Source organism: Streptomyces sp. H27-D2 (genome assembly GCF_035828615.1).
Lineage (GTDB): Bacteria > Actinomycetota > Actinomycetes > Streptomycetales > Streptomycetaceae > Streptomyces.
Genome location: NZ_JAYMZR010000060.1, coordinates 1 through 20,589, shown reverse-complemented (window position 1 = coordinate 20,589; position 20,589 = coordinate 1). Strand labels below are relative to the sequence as shown.

At 72.2% G+C, this 20,589-nt stretch carries 15 protein-coding genes, 1 tRNA gene and 3 pseudogenes; 5 read left to right on the top strand and 14 right to left on the bottom strand.

All coding sequences use genetic code 11. From position 1 onward, the window contains the following. Positions 1-43: 43 nt before the first annotated feature. The 9 genes from QMK28_RS21970 to QMK28_RS21930 form a co-directional block, all read right to left on the bottom strand. Entirely contained in the window at positions 44-1,696 is a 1,653-nt protein-coding gene (locus QMK28_RS21970) for a long-chain fatty acid--CoA ligase (protein WP_326440619.1), read from the bottom strand. Positions 1,697-1,922: 226 nt separating this feature from the next. Beyond that, on the bottom strand, positions 1,923-2,453 hold the full coding sequence (locus QMK28_RS21965; protein WP_326440617.1) for a SigE family RNA polymerase sigma factor: 531 nt from the start codon (positions 2,451-2,453) through the stop codon (positions 1,923-1,925). Positions 2,454-2,630: 177 nt separating this feature from the next. Then, positions 2,631-3,647 (bottom strand): DUF1906 domain-containing protein, encoded by a 1,017-nt coding sequence (locus QMK28_RS21960; RefSeq protein ID WP_326440615.1) that lies wholly within the window; start codon positions 3,645-3,647, stop codon positions 2,631-2,633. Between the two features lie 63 nt (positions 3,648-3,710). Next, positions 3,711-4,877 (bottom strand): lipid-transfer protein, encoded by a 1,167-nt coding sequence (locus QMK28_RS21955; protein ID WP_326440613.1) that lies wholly within the window; start codon positions 4,875-4,877, stop codon positions 3,711-3,713. Next, on the bottom strand, positions 4,874-5,365 hold the full coding sequence (locus tag QMK28_RS21950) for a MaoC family dehydratase (protein ID WP_326440611.1): 492 nt from the start codon (positions 5,363-5,365) through the stop codon (positions 4,874-4,876). The genes QMK28_RS21955 and QMK28_RS21950 overlap by 4 nt, the downstream gene beginning before the upstream one ends. Continuing rightward, positions 5,362-6,669, bottom strand: coding sequence for an acyl-CoA dehydrogenase family protein (locus tag QMK28_RS21945; RefSeq protein ID WP_326440609.1), 1,308 nt, complete (start codon positions 6,667-6,669; stop codon positions 5,362-5,364). Before QMK28_RS21945 ends, QMK28_RS21950 begins: the two co-directional genes overlap by 4 nt. Beyond that, entirely contained in the window at positions 6,669-7,754 is a 1,086-nt protein-coding gene (locus QMK28_RS21940) for a bifunctional MaoC family dehydratase N-terminal/OB-fold nucleic acid binding domain-containing protein (protein ID WP_326440607.1), read from the bottom strand. The genes QMK28_RS21945 and QMK28_RS21940 overlap by 1 nt, the downstream gene beginning before the upstream one ends. Next, positions 7,751-8,935: an acyl-CoA dehydrogenase family protein gene (locus QMK28_RS21935; RefSeq protein ID WP_326440605.1), complete on the bottom strand. Its 1,185-nt coding sequence runs from the start codon at positions 8,933-8,935 to the stop codon at positions 7,751-7,753. The genes QMK28_RS21940 and QMK28_RS21935 overlap by 4 nt, the downstream gene beginning before the upstream one ends. Before the next feature lie 413 nt (positions 8,936-9,348). Next, positions 9,349-9,654, bottom strand: coding sequence for a hypothetical protein (locus QMK28_RS21930; RefSeq protein ID WP_326440603.1), 306 nt, complete (start codon positions 9,652-9,654; stop codon positions 9,349-9,351). 329 nt (positions 9,655-9,983) lie between these two features. Between QMK28_RS21930 and QMK28_RS21925 the strand changes: the two are divergent. Continuing rightward, positions 9,984-10,932: pseudogene (locus QMK28_RS21925) on the top strand (bifunctional DNA primase/polymerase). 375 nt (positions 10,933-11,307) lie between these two features. Here the strand turns inward: QMK28_RS21925 and QMK28_RS21920 are convergent. From QMK28_RS21920 to QMK28_RS21910, 3 genes are all read right to left on the bottom strand, one after another. Further along, entirely contained in the window at positions 11,308-11,631 is a 324-nt protein-coding gene (locus QMK28_RS21920) for a hypothetical protein (RefSeq protein WP_326440601.1), read from the bottom strand. Between the two features lie 213 nt (positions 11,632-11,844). After that, positions 11,845-11,931: transfer RNA gene (locus QMK28_RS21915), tRNA-Ser, on the bottom strand. Positions 11,932-11,986: 55 nt separating this feature from the next. Further along, positions 11,987-13,630 carry a S1C family serine protease gene (locus QMK28_RS21910; RefSeq protein ID WP_326440600.1) on the bottom strand — a complete coding sequence of 548 codons (1,644 nt, stop codon included), beginning with the start codon at positions 13,628-13,630 and terminating at the stop codon, positions 11,987-11,989. Positions 13,631-13,984: 354 nt separating this feature from the next. Here QMK28_RS21910 and QMK28_RS21905 point away from each other — a divergent pair, with 354 nt between their 5' ends. The 3 genes and pseudogenes from QMK28_RS21905 to QMK28_RS21895 all read left to right on the top strand — a co-directional run bounded on the left by QMK28_RS21905 (position 13,985) and on the right by QMK28_RS21895 (position 16,995). Then, positions 13,985-14,929 carry a glycerophosphodiester phosphodiesterase gene (locus tag QMK28_RS21905; protein WP_326440599.1) on the top strand — a complete coding sequence of 315 codons (945 nt, stop codon included), beginning with the start codon at positions 13,985-13,987 and terminating at the stop codon, positions 14,927-14,929. 119 nt (positions 14,930-15,048) lie between these two features. Further along, a pseudogene (locus QMK28_RS21900) lies at positions 15,049-15,567 on the top strand (ATP-binding protein); the annotation flags it as partial. 450 nt (positions 15,568-16,017) lie between these two features. Next, complete coding sequence (locus QMK28_RS21895; protein WP_326440598.1) at positions 16,018-16,995, top strand: DUF5926 family protein; 978 nt, start codon at positions 16,018-16,020, stop codon at positions 16,993-16,995. Between the two features lie 133 nt (positions 16,996-17,128). Here the strand turns inward: QMK28_RS21895 and QMK28_RS21890 are convergent, their stop codons facing one another. Both QMK28_RS21890 and QMK28_RS21885 read right to left on the bottom strand, forming a co-directional pair. After that, complete coding sequence (locus QMK28_RS21890) at positions 17,129-17,941, bottom strand: hypothetical protein (RefSeq protein WP_326440597.1); 813 nt, start codon at positions 17,939-17,941, stop codon at positions 17,129-17,131. A gap of 281 nt (positions 17,942-18,222) precedes the next feature. After that, positions 18,223-18,909: a bifunctional DNA primase/polymerase gene (locus tag QMK28_RS21885; RefSeq protein WP_326440595.1), complete on the bottom strand. Its 687-nt coding sequence runs from the start codon at positions 18,907-18,909 to the stop codon at positions 18,223-18,225. 750 nt (positions 18,910-19,659) lie between these two features. Here QMK28_RS21885 and QMK28_RS21880 point away from each other — a divergent pair. Beyond that, a pseudogene (locus QMK28_RS21880) lies at positions 19,660-20,589 on the top strand (phosphatase); the annotation flags it as partial.

Here is a 20,589-nt window from a genome sequence, read left to right as displayed (position 1 = left end):
ACGCCCCCGGACCGTCCCGGCCCCCGGGCCCCGGCCCTGCGGTCTAGCCGAGCCGGGTCACATCCAGCTCACCGGCCGCGTACTGCCTGCGCAGCACCTTCTTGTCGAACTTGCCGACGCTCGTCTTCGGCACCGACTCGATCGCCGTCCAGCGCTCCGGCAGCTGCCAGCGCGCGACCCGGTCGGCGAGGAACGCCCTGAGCGCCTCGAAGCCGACGCTCGCGCCCTCCACCAGCACGACGGCGGCGAGCGGCCGTTCGTCCCACTTGTCGTCCGGTACGGCCACCACGGCGGCCTCGGCGATCTCGGGGTGGGCCATCAGGTGGTTCTCCAGCGCGACGGAGGAGATCCACTCGCCGCCCGACTTGATGACGTCCTTCGCCCGGTCGGTGAGCGTCAGATAGCCGTCCGGGGTGATCGTGCCGATGTCGCCCGTGCGCAGCCAGCCGTCCTCGCTGAACTTGTCCTCGGGGCGGAAGGGCTCGCCGGCCGCGCCGCCGTAGTACGCGGCGGCGATCCACGGCCCGCGGACCTCCAGTTCGCCGGCCGACTCGCCGTCCCACGGCATGAGGTCGCCGCCGGGGCCCGAGAGCCGGGCCTCGACGGAGGCGGGGAAGCGGCCCTGGGTGAGCCGGTAGGGCCATTCCTCCTCAGCGGTCAGGCCGGTCGGCGGGCGCGCGATGCTGCCGAGCGGGGAGGTCTCCGTCATGCCCCAGGCGTGGATGACGCGGACCTGGTGCTTGTCCTCGAATGCCTTCATGAGCGAGGGCGGACAGGCCGCGCCGCCGATCACCACGGTCTTCAGACAGGAGATGTCGCGCGGCTTGGCGGCCAGTTCACCGAGCAGGCCCTGCCAGAGGGTGGGGACGGCGGCGGCCATCGTCGGCCGTATGGTCTCGATCATCTCGGCGAGCGGGCCGGGTTGCAGGAAGCGGTCCGGCATCAGCATCGAGACGCCGGCCATGAAGGCGGCGTGCGGCAGGCCCCAGGCGTTGACGTGGAACATCGGCACGACCGGCAGCACGATGTCCGCCGGGGTCAGCGCGAACGACTCGGCGCTGTTGACCTGCAACGAGTGCAGATAGATCGAACGGTGGCTGTAGACGACGCCCTTGGGGTCGCCGGTGGTGCCCGAGGTGTAGCAGAGGGCGGCGGCCTCGCGCTCGTCGATCTCCGGCCAGTCGTACGCCGTCGGGCGGCCCGCGATGAGCTCCTCGTAGTCGTGCACCCGGGGGCGGCAGCCGTCCAGCACGGAGCGGTCGCCCGGTCCCGAGACGACGACGTGCTCGATGGGCTCAAGGTGCGGCAGCAGCGGCGCGAGCAGCGGCAGCAGCGAGCCGTCGACGAGCACGACCCGGTCCGCGGCGTGGTTGACGATCCAGGCGAGCTGATCGGCGGGGAGGCGGAGGTTGAGCGTGTGGAGGACCGCGCCCATGGAGGGGATCGCGAGATATGCCTCCAAGTGTTCAGAATTGTTCCACATGAGCGTTCCGACGCGCTGGTCGCCGGTGACGCCGAGTTCGTCGCGGAGCGCGTGTGCGAGCTGGGTCGCCCGGTCGCCGACCTCGGCGAAGGAACGGCGCTGCGGCTCGCTCCCCCCGGTCCAGGTCGTCACCTGGGAACGTCCGTGAATCGTCGACCCGTGGCGCAGAATGCGCGAGACGGTGAGCGGTACGTCCTGCATCGTGCTCAGCACCGGGACCTCCGAGAGAGTGTGGGTACGCGTGTTACGCGCGGGTAATCTCTCGCTGATTCTGCGGCCGTACCGGCCGGTATGTCACTACCCAATGCGGTGACCATTACCGAACCGAGCGTGTCCGGGCGCTTTGGGCGGTTACGGGCAGAGGCCGACGGGGGCCGTTGGGGTCTCCGGGGCTGATGGGTCTTCGGGCCGCCGGCGACCTCGGGGCCGAGGGGGTCGCTCAGGCGGCGTGACTGAGCTCCGGGTCCTCGCGCAGCTTGGACAGCGCGCGCGAGACCGCGCTCTTGACCGTGCCGACCGAGACGCCGAGCGTCTCCGCCGTCTGGGCCTCGCTGAGGTCCTCGTAGTACCGCAGGACGACCATCGCCCGCTGCCGGTCCGGCAGCCGCAGGATGGCGCGCCACATCGCGTCGCGCAGCGCCTGCCGCTCGGCCGGGTCCGGGGCCGGAGCCACGTCCGGTTCCGGGAGCTCGTCGCAGGCGAACTCGTCGACCTTGCGTTTGCGCCACTGGGACGTCCGGGTGTTCACCAGCGCGCGGCGGACGTAGCCGTCCAGCGCCCGGTGGTCCTCGATACGTTCCCAGGCCAGGTAGGTCTTGGTCAGCGCGGTCTGCAGCAGGTCTTCCGCATCGCACGGGTTCGCGGTCAGCGATCGGGCGGTGCGCAACAGTACGGGGCCGCGCGCCCGTACGTACGACGAGAACGAGGGGAATACGGCAGCTGATGCGCTGGCGCAGACAGGCGTGGTCATGCCTTAACGCTAGAAGCGGATCAGCCCCCAGCGGATCGGCCGCAGGTGCCGAAACGGGATCCGTCTCAGGTTGTAGAGCTGGGGGTGACCCCACCTCCTGAGGGTGGAGGGGAGCGGGGCAAAACCCTGAGACGTCCCGGCCCGGCCGCGTGCGGGTCAGGTGCGTCTTCGCCCTGCTCAACCGATGACCGCGACCGGCGCGTCCACCAGATTGCGGTCGATCGCCATCTTCTTGCCGCCGTACGTCTCGGTGACGTCGCCCGCGTACTGGTGGATGCGGCGGTGCGGGTTCCAGCCGGTGGCGGACAGCGACGGCTCGCCCGTCACCGATGCCTCCACGCCCCAGCGGGCGAACCACATCACCTCCGGCAGATCCTGGGCGCCGGCCTGCCGCGCGCTCTCCATGTGCCGCACGCCGGAGTCCGCGCTGCTGTAGAAGCCGGGCAGGTATCCGTTGCGGCGCACCTCCCGGTTCCAGCTCTGGATGAAGTCGAGGGTGGTGCCGGCGCACTTCTCGTTCGTGTGGTCGTACGCCTCCATGTCGAGGTAGAGCGGACTGCTCTCGGTCATGCCCAGGGCGCTCGCGCTCCGCACCGCGTCGAGCCCTTCCGTCCGGCCCTGCTCCGTCGGTTGGCTGCCGATGGCCACGTGCTTCTTTCCCGCGCCGCGCACGCACGGGGCCTGCGAACCGACATACACCGGCAGGATCTTCCAGCCGCCGTCGGTCGCCGTGCGCACCCAGTCCCGGTTGAGCTGGGTCTGTGTCTTGCAGGCCCGACCGCGTCCGCCGAAGTAGACGCCGATCGCGCGGTAGCTGGAATTCCGCCAGGCGTTCAGGGTGTCCAGCGCCGGGGTGTTGCAGGTGTCGAAGCCCCGGCCGGTGAAGATCTCGGGGCCCGGAGCGCCCGGAGCGCCCGGCGCTCTCGGATCGCTCGCGGTGTCGGCGCTCGCGGTGTCGACGCCCGCGTCGGATGGCCGGGTGCCCGCTCCCGGCGTACCGGGGCCGGGGGTGCCCGCACTCGCGGGGTCAGGGGTGCCCGCACCCGTGGGGTCGGGGTCCGAGGCGTCGATGGGCACCGTGCGCTCGACGGTGGCGGCGGCCGACGCGGTGCCCGTCAGCGCGGCGCCGGCCAGCGATGCGAGTGCCGTGAGGAGCAGTAGGACATGTCTGACAATCCGCTTTCCTTGTCGCATGGGCCGAGTGAACGGGGCGACTCCCGGATTCGGGCGCCGGACACGCCCCGCGTCCACTCGGATTCAGCCGTCTGTACCAAGGATCAGCCCGGACGTCGGCACCCCCGTTCCCGCCGTGACCAGCGCGCGGGCCGCTCCCGGCAGCTGGTTGACGGAGCTGCCGCGCAGTTGCCGGACGGCCTCCGCTATGCCGTTCATCCCGTGCAGATACGCCTCGCCGAGCTGGCCTCCGTGCGTATTGATCGGCAGCGCGTCCGCCGCGACGAAGTCGGCCGCCTCACCGGGGCCGCAGAAGCCGAACTCCTCCAGCTGCATCAGCACGAACGGGGTGAAGTGGTCGTAGAGGATGCCGACGTCCATGTCCCCGGGGCGGAGCCCCGACGTTCGCCACAGCTGGCGGGCGACCACGCCCATCTCCGGCAGTCCGGTGAGGTCGTCCCGGTAGAAGCTGGTCATCTGCTCCTGGGCGCGCCCCGCGCCCTGGGCCGCTGCGGTGATCACAGCGGGCGGCCGCCGCAGGTCCCGGGCCCGCTCGGCGGTGGTGACGACGAGCGCCTGGCCGCCGTCCGTCTCCTGGCAGCAGTCGAGGAGCCGCAACGGGTCGACGATCCGGCGCGAGGCGGCGTGATCGGCGAGCGTGATGGGCTTCCCGTAGAAGTACGCGGCCGGGTTGTTCGCCGCGTGCCGGCGGTCGGTGACGGCGACCTGGCCGAACGCCTCCGGGGTCAGACCGTAGGTGTACAGATAGCGCTGGGCGATCATGGCCACCCAGGAGGCGGGCGTGAGCAGCCCGAACGGGAGATTCCAGCCCAGGGCGGCCCCCTCGGCGGTCGGCTCCCGCTCCTGTACCCCGGAGCCGAAGCGGCGGCCGGAGCGCTCGTTGAAGGCGCGATAGCAGACGACCACCTCGGCGACCCCGCTCGCCACGGCGAGCGCCGCCTGCTGGACGGTCGCGCAGGCCGCGCCGCCGCCGTAGTGCACCCGCGAGAAGAAGGACAGCTCACCGATGCCGGCCGCCTGCGCGACGGTGATCTCGGGGTTGCTGTCCATGGTGAAGGTGACCATGCCGTCCACATCGGCCGGCGCGAGCCCCGCGTCGTCGAGGGCCGCGCTGACCGCCTCCACCGCGAGCTTGAGCTCACTGCGGCCGGAATCCTTGGAGAACTCGGTCGCGCCGATGCCGACGATGGCGGCCCTGCCGCCGAGGCTGTCACGCTTGCGGACGCTCACCGGGCGGCCTCCCCGAGAGCGACGGTCTCCGCGAGAGCAACGGTTTCCGCAAGCGCGACCGTCTCCCCGGTTTCCGCAAGCGCGACCGTCTCCCCGAGAGCGTCCGTCTCCCTGAGAGCGACGGTCACCTTGCCGGTGACGTGACAGCCGATGCCGTTCGCCCCGAGGACCCGCACCTGCGCCTCGTCACCGTTCACAGCGGTGATCTCGCCGGTCAACAGCATCTCGTCCCCCGGATAGTTGGGCGCACCGAGCCGGATCGCGACCTTGCGCAGAACGGCCCGTGGCCCGAAGCAGTCGGTGATGTAGCGGCCGACCAGGCCGTTGGTGGTGAGGATGTTCATGAAGATGTCGGGAGAGCCCTTCTCCCTGGCCGCGTCGGCGTCGTGGTGCACATCCTGGTAGTCGCGGGACGCGATCGCGCCGGAGACGATCAGCGTCCGGGTGATCGCGATGCGCAGCGGGGGCAGTTCGTCGCCGACCTTCATACGGGCTCCCCGGCTGCGGGGACGGGCTGCCTGGGCGTGGGCCGCCCCGGGTCGGATTCCTCGGGAACGGATACCGCCGGTGCGGATTCCCTGGGCGCGGACTCCGCTGGTACGGACCGCCCCGACGCGGGCGGCCAGGGGTGGGAGCGGGCCGGGGGCCGCGCCAGCAACCGGCCCAGCTCGGCCAGGAGTTCGGGAGCCGAGCCGAGATAGGCGTCCAGTTGCCGCCCCCAGAGGAAATGCCGGTGCACGGGGTGGCCGAGGTCCGCGCCCACCCCGCCATGCAGATGCTGTCCGGCGTGGACCACCCGCTTTCCCGCCTCCGACGCCCACCAGGCGGCGGTGAGCGCGTGCGTCGCGGCGGGCAGGTCATTGTCGAAGCGCCAGGCCGCCTCGTAGGCCGTGACCCGGATCGCCTCGGTGTCCATATAGGCGTCGGCCGCGCGCAGCTGAACGCCCTGGTTGCCGGCCAGCGGCCGACCGAACTGCTCGCGCGTAGAGGTGTACTCGACTGCTCGGGCGAGCGAGCCCGCGCATACGCCGGCCTGCAACCCGGCGAAGGCGGTACGCGCCCGCCCCAGCACGTCGCCGTAGGCGCCCGCGCCACCGAGCGGCTCGGCGGGCGTCGCGTCGAGGGTCAGCCGCCCCGCCGACCAGGGCGCGGTCGTCTCGACGGGCTCGACGCGCACCGCGTCCTCGGTCCGCACCAGCCAGCAGCGGTGGTCGGCGGTGGGGACCAGGACATGCGTGGCGTCCCGGAGCCAGGGGACCAACGGCAGCACCCCGGTCAGCTCCCCGCTCGCCCCGCCACGCAGGGCTCCGGGCGGTTCGGCGTCGGCGCGTACGGTCCCGTCCCGTAGGGCTCCGGACGGCTCGCCGCCGTCCCGCACAGCCGCGTCCCCGTCCCCGTCCCCGTCCCCGTCCGCCACGGCCTCGTCCACCACCCGCCCGCGCTGCGGGAATGCGCCGGTGGCGATGAGCGAACCGTCCAGCAGGCCGGGCAGCAGACGCGCGCGCTGCTCCTCGCTGCCGTGCGCGATGAGCGGGCCGATGCCGTACGCACAGCTGGCCGCGAGCGGGATCTGCGCCGTGCGGCGGCCCGCCTCCTCCAGCAGCAGGACCAGCCCGAGCAAGCCTGTCTCGGCCACGCCGGAGAGGATCCCGGCCGTGCACAGCGCCTTCCACAGCGCGGTGTCGCTCCTGGTCCCGGCCGCCGCCAGCCGCTCCGGGGTGGACAGGTCGCCGAGGATGTCGGCCGCGAGACCGGTGAGCGCGTGCTGCTCCTCGGTGGGTGTGAAGTCCATCAGGCGTCCACTCCTCGGAAGGCCGGAAGTTCCAGCTCGTCGTCCACCCGGAGGAACTCCAGCGTGACGGGCATCCCGATCCGCACCTCGTCGTACGGCACCCCAGTGACGTTGGCGACCATCCGCACCCCCTCGGCCAGCTCGATCAGCCCGACCGCGTACGGGGGATCGAAAGCCGGGAAGGGCGGGTGGCGCATCACCACGTACGAATAGACCGTCCCCACGCCGGACGCCTCGACGGCCTTCCAGTCCGCCGAACCGCAGGCGTTGCAGCCGGGCAGCCAGGGGAAGCGGAAGGTCTCGCAGCCGGTGCAGCGCTGGATGAGCAGCTTGTGGTCGGCCACCCCGTCCCAGAATCCGGCGTTGTCGCGGTTGACGACCGGACGCGGACGCCGGGCCTCCGCCTCGCGTCTGGTCTTCGGCTCGCGCCGGGCCTCCGGCTCGACAGCGGCTTCCGGGGCCGGATTCGAGGTGAGTTTCGAGGTCGGTTTCGGCCGCGCCGGGGCGTACTTGAGGATCCGGAAGCGGTGCGTGCCGGCCGGCTCGCCGTTGGCGTGCACATTCATCCGGGTCGTGACGAAGTGCCCCGTCCCCAGCTTGGTGGTCTTGCGCGGCGAGACGGACTCGATCAGCGCGTCGAAGGTGATCAGGTCGCCGGGACGCAGGGGCCGCAGATACTCCTGCTCGCAATCGGTCGCGACGACCGACGTACAGCCCGCGCCGTCCAGGAGCGCGAGGAGTTCGTCGTACGCCTCGGAGCGGCCGGCGCTGCCCTCACTGACCTCGTGGCCGGACAGCCCGCCCATCGTCCATGCCTGGAGCATCGTCGGGGGCGCGGTCATCGGCTCGCCGTCGGGCGGGGACGTGTAGGCGGGGTGGGCATCGCCCATCGCCTCGCACCAGTGCCTGATCATCGGCGCGTTGACGGGGTCCTTGCCACGGCCCGAGGTCGCCGCCACCCGCCCCTCGTACGCCTTCAGCCGCTCGTAGAACTCATCTCCCCCGCCCTCTTCGCGCGGCCCGCCCACCCCGCTCACGCCACCGATCCCGCCCGCACCGCCGACCCCGCCCGTACCGTCGTTCATCGCCCCCCGCTCTCCCTCTTGGGGCGCCGCATGCCGAGTCGCATCGTCGCCACGATCTCCCGCTGCACCTCGCTCACCCCGCCCCCGAATGTGTTGATCTGCGCCGCGCGGTTCATCCGCTCCAACTCGCCGTCCGACAGGACCCCCGGCGAACCGGCTCGGACGAGCCCCGCCTCCCCCACGACTTCCTGACATATGCGATACACCTCTACGGTGCTTTCGGTTCCCATGAATTTGACGCCGCTCGCGTCGCCGGGGCTGAGCGTGCCCGCGCCCACGTCCCCGACGAGCCGCCAGTTGAGCAGCCGGGTGGCCGCCAGCCGGGCATGCGCCTCCGCGAGCCCGGCCTGCGCCCAGGGGCGGTCGACGGGCCGCTCGCCGGTGTCCGGGTCGGGCCGCCGGGCGAACGCGAGCGCCTCCTCGTAACTGTCCTCGGCCTGCATGCCGATCGCGGCGAGGGCGACGCGTTCATGGTTGAGCTGGTTGGTGATGAGCGCCCAGCCGCCGTTCTCCTCGCCGACCAGATTGCCCGCCGGGACGCGGATGCCGTCGTAGTACGTCGCCGTCGTGGTCAGGCCGCCGACGGTCTCGATCGGCGTCCAGGAGAAGCCGGGGGCGTCGGTCGGCACCAGGATGATCGAGATGCCCCGGTGCTTGGGGGCCTCCGGGTCCGTGCGGCAGGCCAGCCAGATCCAGTCGGCGCTCTGGGCGTTGCTGGTGAAGGACTTGCCGCCGTCCACGAGCCAGTCGCCGCCGTCGCGGACCGCCCGGGTGCGCAGCGAGGCCAGGTCCGTACCGGCCGAGGGCTCGGTGTAGCCGATCGCGAAGACGAGGTCGCCGCTGAGGATGCGCGGCAGGAAGTACTGCTTCTGTTCTTCGGTCCCGTACTTCATCAGGGTCGGGCCGACGGTGTTGAGCGTGACCATGGAGACCGGTGCGCCGGCGCGGTGCGCCTCGTCGAAGAAGACGAACTGCTCGTCGGGGCCGCGCCCCTGGCCGCCGTACTCGGTAGGCCAGCCGAGCCCCAGCAGGCCGTCGGCGCCGATGCGGCACAGCAGTGCGCGCTGCGCGGCGAGGTCCGCGCGTAGCGCGTCGCGCGACTCGGGAGGTATCAGTTCGCGGAAATAGGAGCGGAGTTCCGCGCGCAGCTGCTGCTGGCGCGGGGTGGGGGCGAGGTGCACGGCGGCGGCCTCCCCTTCGCATGACGGCGTCGTGGCGGACGGATCAGGGCTTCTGACTGTCCGTCAGATACGCTGCCGCTGTCAAGGTCATGACCGAACAAGCCCCACGCGAGGCCCGCGCGGGGTGGGGCGTGCGCCCGATGGCCCGCGCGGGTGGCGCACGAAATAGGGTGCGAAATGGGGCGCGCACACAACTCGCCCACCCGCCCGGCGCACACACGCTCCGCCCACGCCCCCGCGCGCAGACGGCGCCACGCGCCCCCACGAGCCACCCGCGCCCGCCCCATCGCACACACGCGCGGCCGCACCGAAGTGCGGCCGCGCGATCACGTCACCTCCACCGGCTTCCCGGTCCGCCGGTCTCCCCGCTCCATCGGATGGGGGCCGGCCCGGAGTCGGCCGAGAGTCCGCTATCACCACAGCTGAGTGAAGACCACCGCCGTCTTGGACTGGTCGATCGACGTGAAGCCGGAGCCGTTCACACTCGCGGTGTTGGCCTCGTTCGAGGCTCCCGAACCAGTGGCGGCCTGTTGCGTGGTGGTGGAGTTTCCGTTGTTGTTGTGGCCCACGCCGCTGCCGACGCTGCTCACCACGGACGCGTTCGATCCGTCGTCCGCGAAGCCGCCGTTGTCGGCCTGCGCGACCCCCGCGAAGAGGGCGACTGCCAGGGGCAGCGCGGCGAAGGCGGCCAGGACGCGGGCGTTACGGATGTTTGCCATGTGAATTCCTCCAGGAACCGTGAACCAGGATCGAGCAAGGCAGTTGGCCGACCACCTCGGTGTTGCTGTCGTTACGACATCGTGGGACCAGAGTTGCCCACCGAATCCCCGGCGAACCAGCCCACAGACTCTGATTCGCCCGCAAGCGTGATGAATAACTAATAAACCCTTTACACGCCCCGAGGCTCCAATTCACCCCCCTCCAGGCCATCAATCCCCAGGCGCCACAAGAGGCGAACCGTTTCGGCACCTTTCGGCCAACCTCGCCGCCGCAGCCACATTCCAGCCGAGCCCCTTCCCGTCTTCGAACGTTCGTACGAAAATGAACCATGGCCTCCACAGACCGCCATGCCGCCTCCGGCCCGCCGCAGGCTTCGCCACAACCAACGCCTCGGGGCCCGTCCCGGCCCGCCTCCCCGGCGCTGTCCCACGCCCTGGTCGCCGCCGGCCTCGGGCTGGCCGTCATCCCGTTGTCGCGCACCAAGCTCCCGGCGGTGAGGGGGGCGCACCGCGAGGAGCGCACGCCGGTGCGATGCCGGGGGGAGTGCGGCCGGTTCGGACACGGAGTCCACGACGCCGGCTCCGACCCCGCCGTGATCAGGCGGCTGTTCGCCGCCGCCCCCTGGGCGACCGGCTACGGCATCGCCTGCGGCCGCGCCCCGCACCACCTGATCGGGCTCGACCTGGACGTGAAGGACGGCGCGGACAGCCTCGCCGCCCTCGACGAACTCGCCCGCGCCCACCACTTCACCGTGCCGCCCACGGTCACCGTCCTCACCCCCAGCGGCGGCCGCCACCTCTGGCTCACCGGACCGCCCGACACCGCCGTCCCCAACTCAGCGGGCCGCCTCGCACCGGGCATCGACGTACGCGGCAGCGGCGGCTACCTCGTCGGCCCCGGCTCCCGCACCACCCGCGGCACCTACCGCCTGGCCTCCCCCGGCCTCGTACTCCCCGCCCCGGCCCCACCCGCCCTGCTCCGCCTGCTCACCACCCCGCACCAGCCCCCCAGCGCGAACAGCCCACCGGGCTCCCCCGGCGCGCTCCCCCCCGCCCAGCTCGCCGCAACAGTCCGCCGGGCTGATCCAATTCGTCCGCGACTCCCGCCCCGGCCGCCGCAACGACCGACTCTTCTGGGCCGCGTGCCGGGCATACGAAACGGGCGGCGGCGAAGCGCTGGCGTCCGCCCTGATCGAAGCCGCCATCGGCACGGGCCTCAGCCGGCGCGAAGCCGAGGCCACGATCGCGTCGGCGGCGCGACGTGCGGCGGCGGGCTGAGCGGCTGACGGGCGACCGGTGACGGTCGGCCGCGCCTCGTCGTTCGGCTTCTGGGTGCCCACACAATCCCGGATGTCCTGCTCGGGCGCCGCGGCGTGGACTACGGGATGTGGGCCCACGGCACCTGGAACGTCCAACCCTGGCACAGCGGTCAAGACCTCTGGCACCTGTGGCAACGGTTCCGCGACCGAGAGGCAGACGGACAGAGGTGGGCGGACGACGCTCCCGACCACGCCTCGGCTGCATCATGTGCCCGAGCCGTGGCCAACCTGCACGCCGGAGGGTGGATCCACGGAGACATCCCGCCGGCTCACTTCATACTCGGCGCGCAGACCCACCTCATCGACCTGGCGCTTGCGCGGGGCGGAGCGTCGGCTACGCCTTCCCGGTCGCTTCCTTCACGAGCTGGTTCGCCACGAGCAGACTCATGCCCGGGACCGCCAGGCGCATCGCACGCACAGCGGCGACGTGGCCGTCCTGCGCGTCCACACCCCCGTCGGCGAGAGTCCGCCGCGCCCAGCGCACCCGCAACTCGGCATCCGTACGAGCGTGTTCCTCCGCGATGACGGCCGCGGCGCGTTCGAGGCCCGGCCGTTCGTCCGCGTCGGCAGTGACCAACGCCCGCTGCACGGCGTCACGGATCTCGTCCGCGTCGCGCAGGACGACCAGGGCGATCTCCGGCTGATTGAAACGGAACATGGCACTCCTCAGTAGCAGTTGTCTTTCACACCGTTGATTCACGCCGCTGATTCCGATGGTCGTCGCGACCGCCCCGCCACCGATCGCACCGGCAATCCCTGGCGTTGCCTGCACGATCCGGGATCAGGCCGGACAAAGTGAGACGCGCTCACGCCGAAGGGGTGCCCCCGTAACAGGGGCACCCCTTCTGACCAGCGCCTGAGCTGACCTGCGCGGAGAGTGTGGGATTTGAACCCACGGTGACATCGCTGCCACGACGGTTTTCAAGACCGTTCCCTTAGGCCGCTCGGGCAACTCTCCTCGCGTCGTCCGGATCCGGACGACGCGAGGGACAGACTAACGCGTCAGGCGTCCGTCAGCTGTCGCCCTTCTGCTCGCCCAAGGTCACCTCGGCTGTGGCCTGCTTGCCGTCGCGCTTGTAGGTGAGGGTCACCTTCTCGCCCGGCTTGTGCATCCAGATGTTGCTGATCAGGGTCGGGCCGCTGTCGATGACCGTGTCGTTGAGCTTGGTGATCACGTCGCCGGGCTTCAGGCCGGCCTTGTCGGCGGGGCCGTTCGGGGTTACGGAGGGGCTGCCGCCGTTGCCGGTCTTGGAGATGCGGGCGCCCTCGCCCTGTTCCTGCATGGCGACCTGGACGCCGATTCGCGGGTAGACCGGCTGGCCGGTCTTGATCAGGGTGTCGGCCACCCGCTTCGCCTGGTTGATCGGGATGGCGAAGCCGAGACCGATGCTGCCGGACTGCTGGCTCTCGCCGGGGCCGCCGCCGCTGCCGGCGGACTGGATCGCCGAGTTGATGCCGATGACCGCGCCCTGCGCGTTGAGCAGCGGGCCGCCGGAGTTGCCCGGGTTGATCGAGGCGTCGGTCTGCAGGCCGCTCATGTACGAGGCGTTCTTGCTGGTGCCGTCGCCGGAGGCGACCGGGCGGTTCTTCGCGCTGATGATGCCGGTGGTGACGGTGTTGGAGAGGCCGAACGGGGCCCCGATGGCGATCGTCGAGTCGCCCACCTTGGTCGACGCGTCGGAGTCGCCGAGCGGCAGCGGGGTGAGGTTCGCGTCCGAGACGTTCTTGAGCTTGATCACGGCCACGTCGTAGCCCTTGGCCCGGCCGACCACCTCGGCGGCGTACTTCTTGCCGTTCGAGAAGGTGACGTTGAGCTTGCCGCCCTCGGCCGCGCTGGCCACCACGTGGTTGTTGGTGAGGATGTGGCCCTGCTTGTCGTAGACGAAGCCGGTTCCGGTGCCGCCCTCGCCGCCGCTGCCCTGGGCGTCGATGGTGACGACGCTCGGCAGTGTCTTGGCCGCGATTCCGGCGACCGAGTCCGGCGCGCGGTTGAGCTTCTTCGGGTCGCCGGACGCGGCCACGGTCGTCGAGTTGCCGCTGTCGTTGCGGTCCGCGGCGAAGTAGCCGATGCCGCCGCCGACGCCGCCCGCGACCAGCGCGGCGGCCAGCACGGCCGCGACGATGCCACCGGACCGCTTGGCGGGGCCGGGGGGCAGCGGCACCGACGGAGCGCCCCAGGGGCCGGGCGGACCGGCGGGGCCGCCGCCGTAGCCAGGGTGTCCGGGGTGACCGCCCTGGCCCCCCGGAGCCCCTTGACCACCTTGGCCGGCCGGGTCGCCCTGCCCGCCGCCGTAGCCGGGGCCGGGCTGCCCGCCGCCGTACGGGGGCGGCGGCGGAGTCTGGTGGGCCCATGTGCCGCCTACGGCCGTGACGTCCGCCGCGGGCGCGCCGGAGTGTCCGGCGGCGTACGGTCCCTGGTCCGCAGAGGCCCCGGGGGCCCCGTGAGCGGCGCCCCCGGGCGTCGAGGGGCGGGCGGCGGGATCAACGGGAGTGGCGGGGGCGCCGGCGGACGTCGCGGGGTCGTGATCCGCGACCGTCGGCGCGAAGTCCGGCGCGGGGGGCGCGGGCGCCGGTTCGGGTGCGGCGCCCGGCGACGGGGGTGCCGTCGGCGGCTGCGCCGCAGGCGGAACGGCAGCGCCCTCGTTCTCGGTGCTCACAGTTCTCTCCTCTATTACGCGGCATTCACGGCCTTTGCGGCTGTCTTGCTTGCGGCCTCGCGGCTGTCTTGCTTGCGGCCCGCTTCGTCCGGTCCGGGGCGTCCCACATGCCCGCGCCGCGCAGCGTGCCGGCTGCTGCCGCCGCGCTGCCGACGCGGGCATGTCATCCGGACATCCCGGACCCAAGTGTTCACGTGTCTGCGTACAGCCTTGCCCACAGCGCGTCAGAGCGCCGTAAGGGGCGGCGCCCGTCCTGCCCGCCATCCTTTATCCCGGACAAAACGAACGCATCCGCAGCCACGCGACCGGCCGCCGTGTGCGCGGCTCGCCGGTAGGCGGTGGCACCATAACGCGGTGACCTATGCGCGCCCGGCCCAGGACGTTCGTCCCGGTCCGCACACCACTGCCGTCGTCGCCCATCGCGGAGCCTCCGAGGAGGTTCCCGAACACACCCTGGCCGCCTATCGCAAAGCCATCGAGGACGGCGCCGACGCGCTCGAATGCGATATCCGGCTGACCGCCGACGGGCATCTCGTCTGCGTCCACGACCGCCGGGTCAACCGCACCTCCAACGGTCGCGGCGCCGTCTCCACGCTCGAATTGTCCGATCTCTCGGCCCTCGACTTCGGTTCCTGGAAGGGCCACGCAACCGACCACGAGGCCCCCGACCTGGACGCGCCGCACCTCGACGGCGGCGGCTGCGCCGCCTCGGACCTGTCGGCGTCGCCCCCGGGCGCGACGGCTCCGTACGGCCTCGGCGGCGGCCCGCGGCCCCCCGGCGGCGCCGACCGCGAGCGCACCTCCGTGCTGACGCTGGAGCGGCTGCTGGAGCTCGTCGCCGACGCCGGCCGCCCGGTCGAGCTGGCCATCGAGACCAAGCACCCGACCCGCTGGGCCGGCCAGGTCGAGGACCGGCTGCTCGGTCTGCTCCGCCGGTACGATCTCGCCGATCCGCCCGCCGGCTCGCGTTCGCCCGTTCGCGTCATGAGCTTCTCGGCTCGCTCGCTGCACCGGGTGCGGGCCGCGGCCCCGGCTCTGCCCACCGTCTACTTGATGCCGTTCGTCACACCGAGGCACCGGGACGGCAAGCTTCCGCCCGGCGTGACGATCGCGGGACCGAGCATGCGGATCATCCGCGCGCACCCCGAATACGTCGCGCGGGCGCACCGGGCGGGCCACCGGGTGCACGTCTGGACGGTGAACGAACCGGAGGATGTCGAGCTGTGCGCCCGGCTGGGAGTGGATGCAGTCATCACAAACCGCCCCAAACAGGTGCTGAATCAACTCGGTCGCCCGTAAAGGAATTGACGGGAATTCGAGCCGCCGGCCATGGGCTCGACCACTGACGCCACGAACGCATTACAGGGAGTGCACCGGCGCGTTCAGCACGTATTTGATCGCTACGAGTGCATCACCGGATGGGAGTTGGCCGGTTTCCGGTCCAGTCCATTGGGGCATCGATTCTTTGGCGTGGAGCGAAGGAGGTTCCGGGGGTGGCGTTAGTGGTGGCACAGGAGGTGTCGGCTTCGTCGATCATGGCTGTACCCCATGGTCCGACGGGTGTCGGCGAAGCGAGGCGCCGTATGCGCGAGGAACTGCGCGCGAGCGGTGTCCCCGACGCGGTGGTGGACGACGGCGTGCTCGTCCTGTCCGAACTGCTCAGCAACGCGTACCGGCACGCGAGTCCGCTCACCGCGGACGGCCGCGTCCACGCGTCCTGGCGGGTCGACGCGCGGGGGCGGCTCAGCATTTCGGTCACCGACGGCGGCGGTCCGACCCGGCCGCTTCCGGCCACTCCGTCCGTCACCGCCCGCGGCGGCCGCGGTCTCGCAATCATCCGAGCTTTGGCCCGTGAGTGGGGCGTCCGTGACGCCCCCGGCGAGGTGACGGTCTGGGCGGTGCTCGCCCCTCACGACACTTTCGCTACGCGCGTTGCGCGCACCCCGGACCGGGACCCCCGGCCGGCCGCGGCCCCGCCCCGGGGACGCCGTGCGCGGCGCGGCGCGGCTCCCGAGCCCGGCCGCGAGCCCGGCCCCGCGGCGGAACCCGAGCCGCGATCCGCGACGGGCTCCGCGCCCGCCTCCGCGCCGGAATCCGCGACGGTCCCCGGCCCGCGCCTCGAAGACCTGGGCGATCTGGGCGATCTGGGCGACTTGGACGGCCTCGACGGACTGGATGATCTGCACGGCCTGGACCGCTTCGACGACCTCAGGTAGTCCCGGCCGCGTGCCGGTCCCGGCCGCGCCTCCGAGCCTCCCGTACGAGCCCGCGTCCGCCCCTGCCCCGCCCCCGTGATCCAAGCCGTGTGTCCAGGCTTCGTACGGCCCGTACGGCCGACCGCTAGGCTCGCGCCGGAACCGTACATACCGATCGGGAGACACGCACGCATGGCCAAGAAGCGCCGCCCTCAGACGAAGGCCGTCAAGCCGTCCGCCGCGCAACTCACCGACGGTGGGATCGGAGTCGTCGGCGCACGTGAGCCCTGCCCCTGCGGCTCGGGCCGCCGGTACAAGGCCTGTCACGGCCGGGCCGCCGCGCACGCCGTGGCCGAGCTGGTCCAGCGCCCCTTCGAGGGGCTGCCGGGCGAATGCGACTGGGTGGCGCTGCGCGAGCTCGTCCCCGCCGCGACCATCGAGCTGACCCTCAAGGGCGGCCTGCCCGAGGGCGTTCCCTCCGTCACGCTCGCCACCGTGCTGCCGATGGCCTGGCCCGCGCTGCGCCGCGACAACGGCGCCGTGCTGGTCGGACTGCAGAACGACACCGCCTCCGGCGACATCAGCCGGGACCTGGCGGACGTGCTGAGCCGCGCGCTGGTGGCCGAGCCCGGCACTCCGGTCGCCGCCGAGCGAACCACGTCCGACGGGCCGCGTCTACAAGACCTGCTCGACACCGGGGCCCCCTTCGAACCGGTCATCCACGCCGGCTTCGAGTTCTGGGTCGAGGACGCCGCGAACGCGACCGCCGAGGTCACCGCCTCCCTGGAGCGGGCCAACGACGCCGCCATCCCGACCGTCCGGCTGACCGGCGTCGACGCCGCGTACTGGTGCGAGACGCCGGACAAGAACCACCTGCGCTGGGTCATGACGCACCCGGAGGAGAAGCTGCTCGACGCTCTCTCCCGGCTGCACGCGGCGGGCGCCTCCTCGCTCGGCGAGGGGACCCGGCTGGTCGGCTCGTTCCGCGCGCACGGCCTCGTCGTGCCCGTCTGGGACCTGCCGGCGGGAATGGGCGCGGAGGAGATCGAGAAGCCCGCGGCGGCCTTCGCCGAACGGCTCGCCGAAGCGCTCGCGTCGAACGCGCCGTTGACGCCCGAGGAGCGTCGGTCCCGCGGCGGCCTCACCAACCGTCAGGTGACGCTGAGCTGACCTCGGAGCCCTGGACGGGAGCGGCGCTCCGGGACGGGGGATGAAGGCGTGACTCCGGTCACAACTCCCCGTACCCGTCGGTAAATCCCCGTCCGGAATTCCGCGTTCGAATTTGCTAACCGCCGATCTCTTGTTACCGTTCTTGGAGCCCGGTCGCTGGTGCATCCCCCGTCGCCAGCGACCGGGCGTTTTCATACCCGGAATCAGCTCCGGAATCAGATCCGTGCCCGGCATCGGCCGCGCGCTTCCCGCCGCTCCCGGGCGCAGCCGCCCCGCCGCGCACCGGAGCGTTGCTGCCGGAGCGCAGCAGCAGCCGCTCCCCGTCGGCCGACGCGATCTCCGCCACCGCCGTGTACGCGGCACGCTGCCCCTCGGGCGCCCCCTTGGTCCCCTGGACGCGCGCCTGACGCGGCGTCTCGCAGACGCCCGGCTCGTCCGCCTCCCGCACCTCGCAGTGCGCCTGCCGGGTCCGTCCGTCCGGCCGCATGAGGCTCAGTACGGCGTGCAGCGGTCCGCCCGTGGCGTTGCGGTAGTAGGTGCGCGCCCAGGTGTCGCGGCCTTCGGTCAACACGCAGGTCTGCGCCTCGATCCCTTCCGGAGAGGCGAGTTCGGGCCCGCATGCGTGGCTCGCGCGACGCGCGCCGTCCGGACCGTCGAGACCGATTCCGGCGAGTGGCCGGCCGCCCCGCGCCCGCTCTTCCCCGTCCCCTCGCCCGTGCCCCGCGGGCTCGCCGTCCGGGCCGCCGCCGGCTCGTGGGGCGCTCTCGCGCCGGCCTGAGCCGGCGGCGGCGCCGTCCTGCCCGCCGTCCCGCCCGTCCGCCGTGCCCGACTGCGGATCGCGCTGCTGCCGGCCGGTCTTCGGCTCACCCGAACCGGCCGGTCCCGCGGTCGCGGCGGCCAGCGGGAGCGCGACGGCCAGCGCCGCGACGCTGGCGAGCGCGATCATGCGGAGATTGGACGCGCGCTCCATGGGGACCCACCTGCGACTCGCTGCGGACGCTCGACGGCTCGGCTCGACAGCTTGGCCCGACGGCTTGATGTAAGCCGAACATAGCCGCCGCGACCCGGCCTTGAGGGTGGCCGCGCACCCGTTTCCCGTACATCTCCGGCCACGCCGCACCCGTATGAGTGAACGCGTGTGGACGTGGCCGACCAGGTTGATCGAATGACCGGGCCGCTCGAATGGCGCACGGCTGCCGCTCGACCGCCGGTCCGACTACGGAGCGCTCAGTAGGCGAGGCGGCTGCCGGTGTCCGGCGCGCCGGTGCTCGCGTCGACGAGGACGTCCACGACCGAGCCGACGTCCGGCAGCCAGGGGGCCGCGTCGCCGGCGGGCGGCGGGCGCTCCCAGTGGACGCCGCCGGTGGCGCCCTGCGAGGGCGGCAGCACCGCGTAGCCGCCCTCGCCGTGGAAGCGGAGCGAGCTGGGCACCCAGTCCTGGGCGTGCAGGAGTTCGCCCAACTCCTCCAGTGAGTACGGGGCGACCAGGATCGACCAGCGCGTGGGGGTCGCGATGACCGGGCCGAGGCGCACGCCCAGCAGGTCGAAGGCGGCCAGCGCGGGCGGTCCCGCGGCGGCGGGCAGGCTCAGTGCGCAGGGGGCGCTGCCGCCGGTGGCGAGCACCACGGGGGCGTCCGGGCGGTTCGCCCACCACCAGCGCACCATCCGGGGGTCGGTGGTGGCGGCCAGCAGGCCGGGGTCAAAGGGGTGCGCGCCGGGCACCGCGCAGTCGGCGTGCTGCGGACAGCCGCAGCGGGGCGCACCGCCCCGCGGGTTTCCAGTGGACTGGAACCCCACACCCGGGAGTACGGGCCACTGCCACTTCGTGGCGCAGGTGAGCGCGGCGCGGAGCAGCGCCGACCTCTCACTCCGCCGTAGCCGGGGCTTGCGTCGCCTACCGAGGATCTCGCGCATGAGCGCTCGTTCCTTTCCGTGAACGCCGAGGGTGGGCCCCCACCGGAGGCAGGGGACTGACCATGGCACTCCATGCCGGTTGGGCCGCCGTACGGCGCTTCCGGCCTGACACACCACGTTGATCGGTACGTTGATCGGTCGATCAGAAGCAACTGTGCGGATGAGCCGGTGCATCGTTCCCTCAGCCTGCGGCATGAGCAGCCGGTGCAGACCGAGCGCGAAACGTAGCGATGGGTGGCGCACGTATGGCGCTTGCCGTCTGTGGTGCGTTTCCCGCCACTCGGGCCCCGTCCTCGCCCGGGGGGTGCGAGGAAGGTGGGTGGCGCGCCGCCGTCGATGAGTAGGACGCTCGCGCCCGCCGCGGGGTTCCGGAGGGACGCCAACTGCCCCTGTCCCGCAACTGTCCCGCATCGGGTACGTACCCGCCATGGTCGAAATGACGCGCTGTCGATCGACGCCAGTCGACCCCTGATGGACGCCAGGTGGGCTATTTTCCGGCCAAACTTAACAGCTGCTGGAAGCCACTCGGACACCAAGAACACCGTGGGGACAATGCTGGACATCACATCGCCGGTGCGTGTACATGTGGAGTGATTGATAGCGGCGCAGCATGACATGGGGGTTTGCGATGCTATTGAAGAAAATGCAGGGCCGACCCGGCCTCACAACAAAAAACAACAAAATCAAGCTTTCAACAACAAATATCGGCGCTACCTCGGCTTTTACCGAACGCACCGAAAGTCTTAGATCATGAGCGCCCCGCATCTGCCAAAAGTGGCCGGAATCGATTCCGGTGTTCCGGCCCCGGCGCACAATGCCGCGCCCGCCGATCAGGCCGCCCCGGCAGCCGCCCCGCGCCAGGACGCCCCGACCGGTGCCCCCACGCCTGGGGCCCCCGCCGTGGATGCCGTCCAGGACCGCCTCGCCGGCTGGATCTCCGACCTCACGACGCTGCATGAACTCACCGAGCGGCTGGCTCGTACCGACACCCTCGACGAGGCGCTGCACGAGCTGCTGCGGGCCGGCGCCGCGCTCGTCGGCGCCCGCCGCGGCCTGATCGCCCTGGAGCCCGCCGACGGCCGAGGCCCCGAGACCACCGTCGGCCTCGGCCTGGGCCGCGCCGATCTGGGAACCATCGAGACGGTGCCGCGCAGCTCCTCCTCGTACGCGCGACTGCTCGACGGGCTGCCCGTGCCGGACGGCGAGCGCCCCGAGATCGCCCGCCCCGACATTCCGAGCGAGGCCGACCTCGATCCCCGGCACCGCGAGGTCGCGGCCAGACTGGGCTACGCCGCCAGCTACGCCATTTCGCTGAGCATCGACGCCCGCACCGGTACCGGATTTTCTACGGACGGCGACCCCCACGCCGACCCCGCCGACCCCGCCGCCCCGGACTCCGCCACCCCCGGCCCCACCGTCTCGGACACCACCGCCGAGGTCTCCCACGCCGCTGCCGCCGCCACGGCGGACTCGCCGGTCCCCACCAAGGCCCCCTTGGACCCCGCTGACCCCGCTGACCCCGCCGCCCCCGCCGCCGCCGGAACCCCGGACTCCGCCGCCCCCGCCGCCTCGCCCGACGCCACCCGCTCCGGACGCCCCACCGGCCGGATCGGCGCGGCGGTCTGGCTCTACGACGAACCGGCCGAGCCCGCCGAGCGGCCGCGCCCCCTCGGCGGCCTC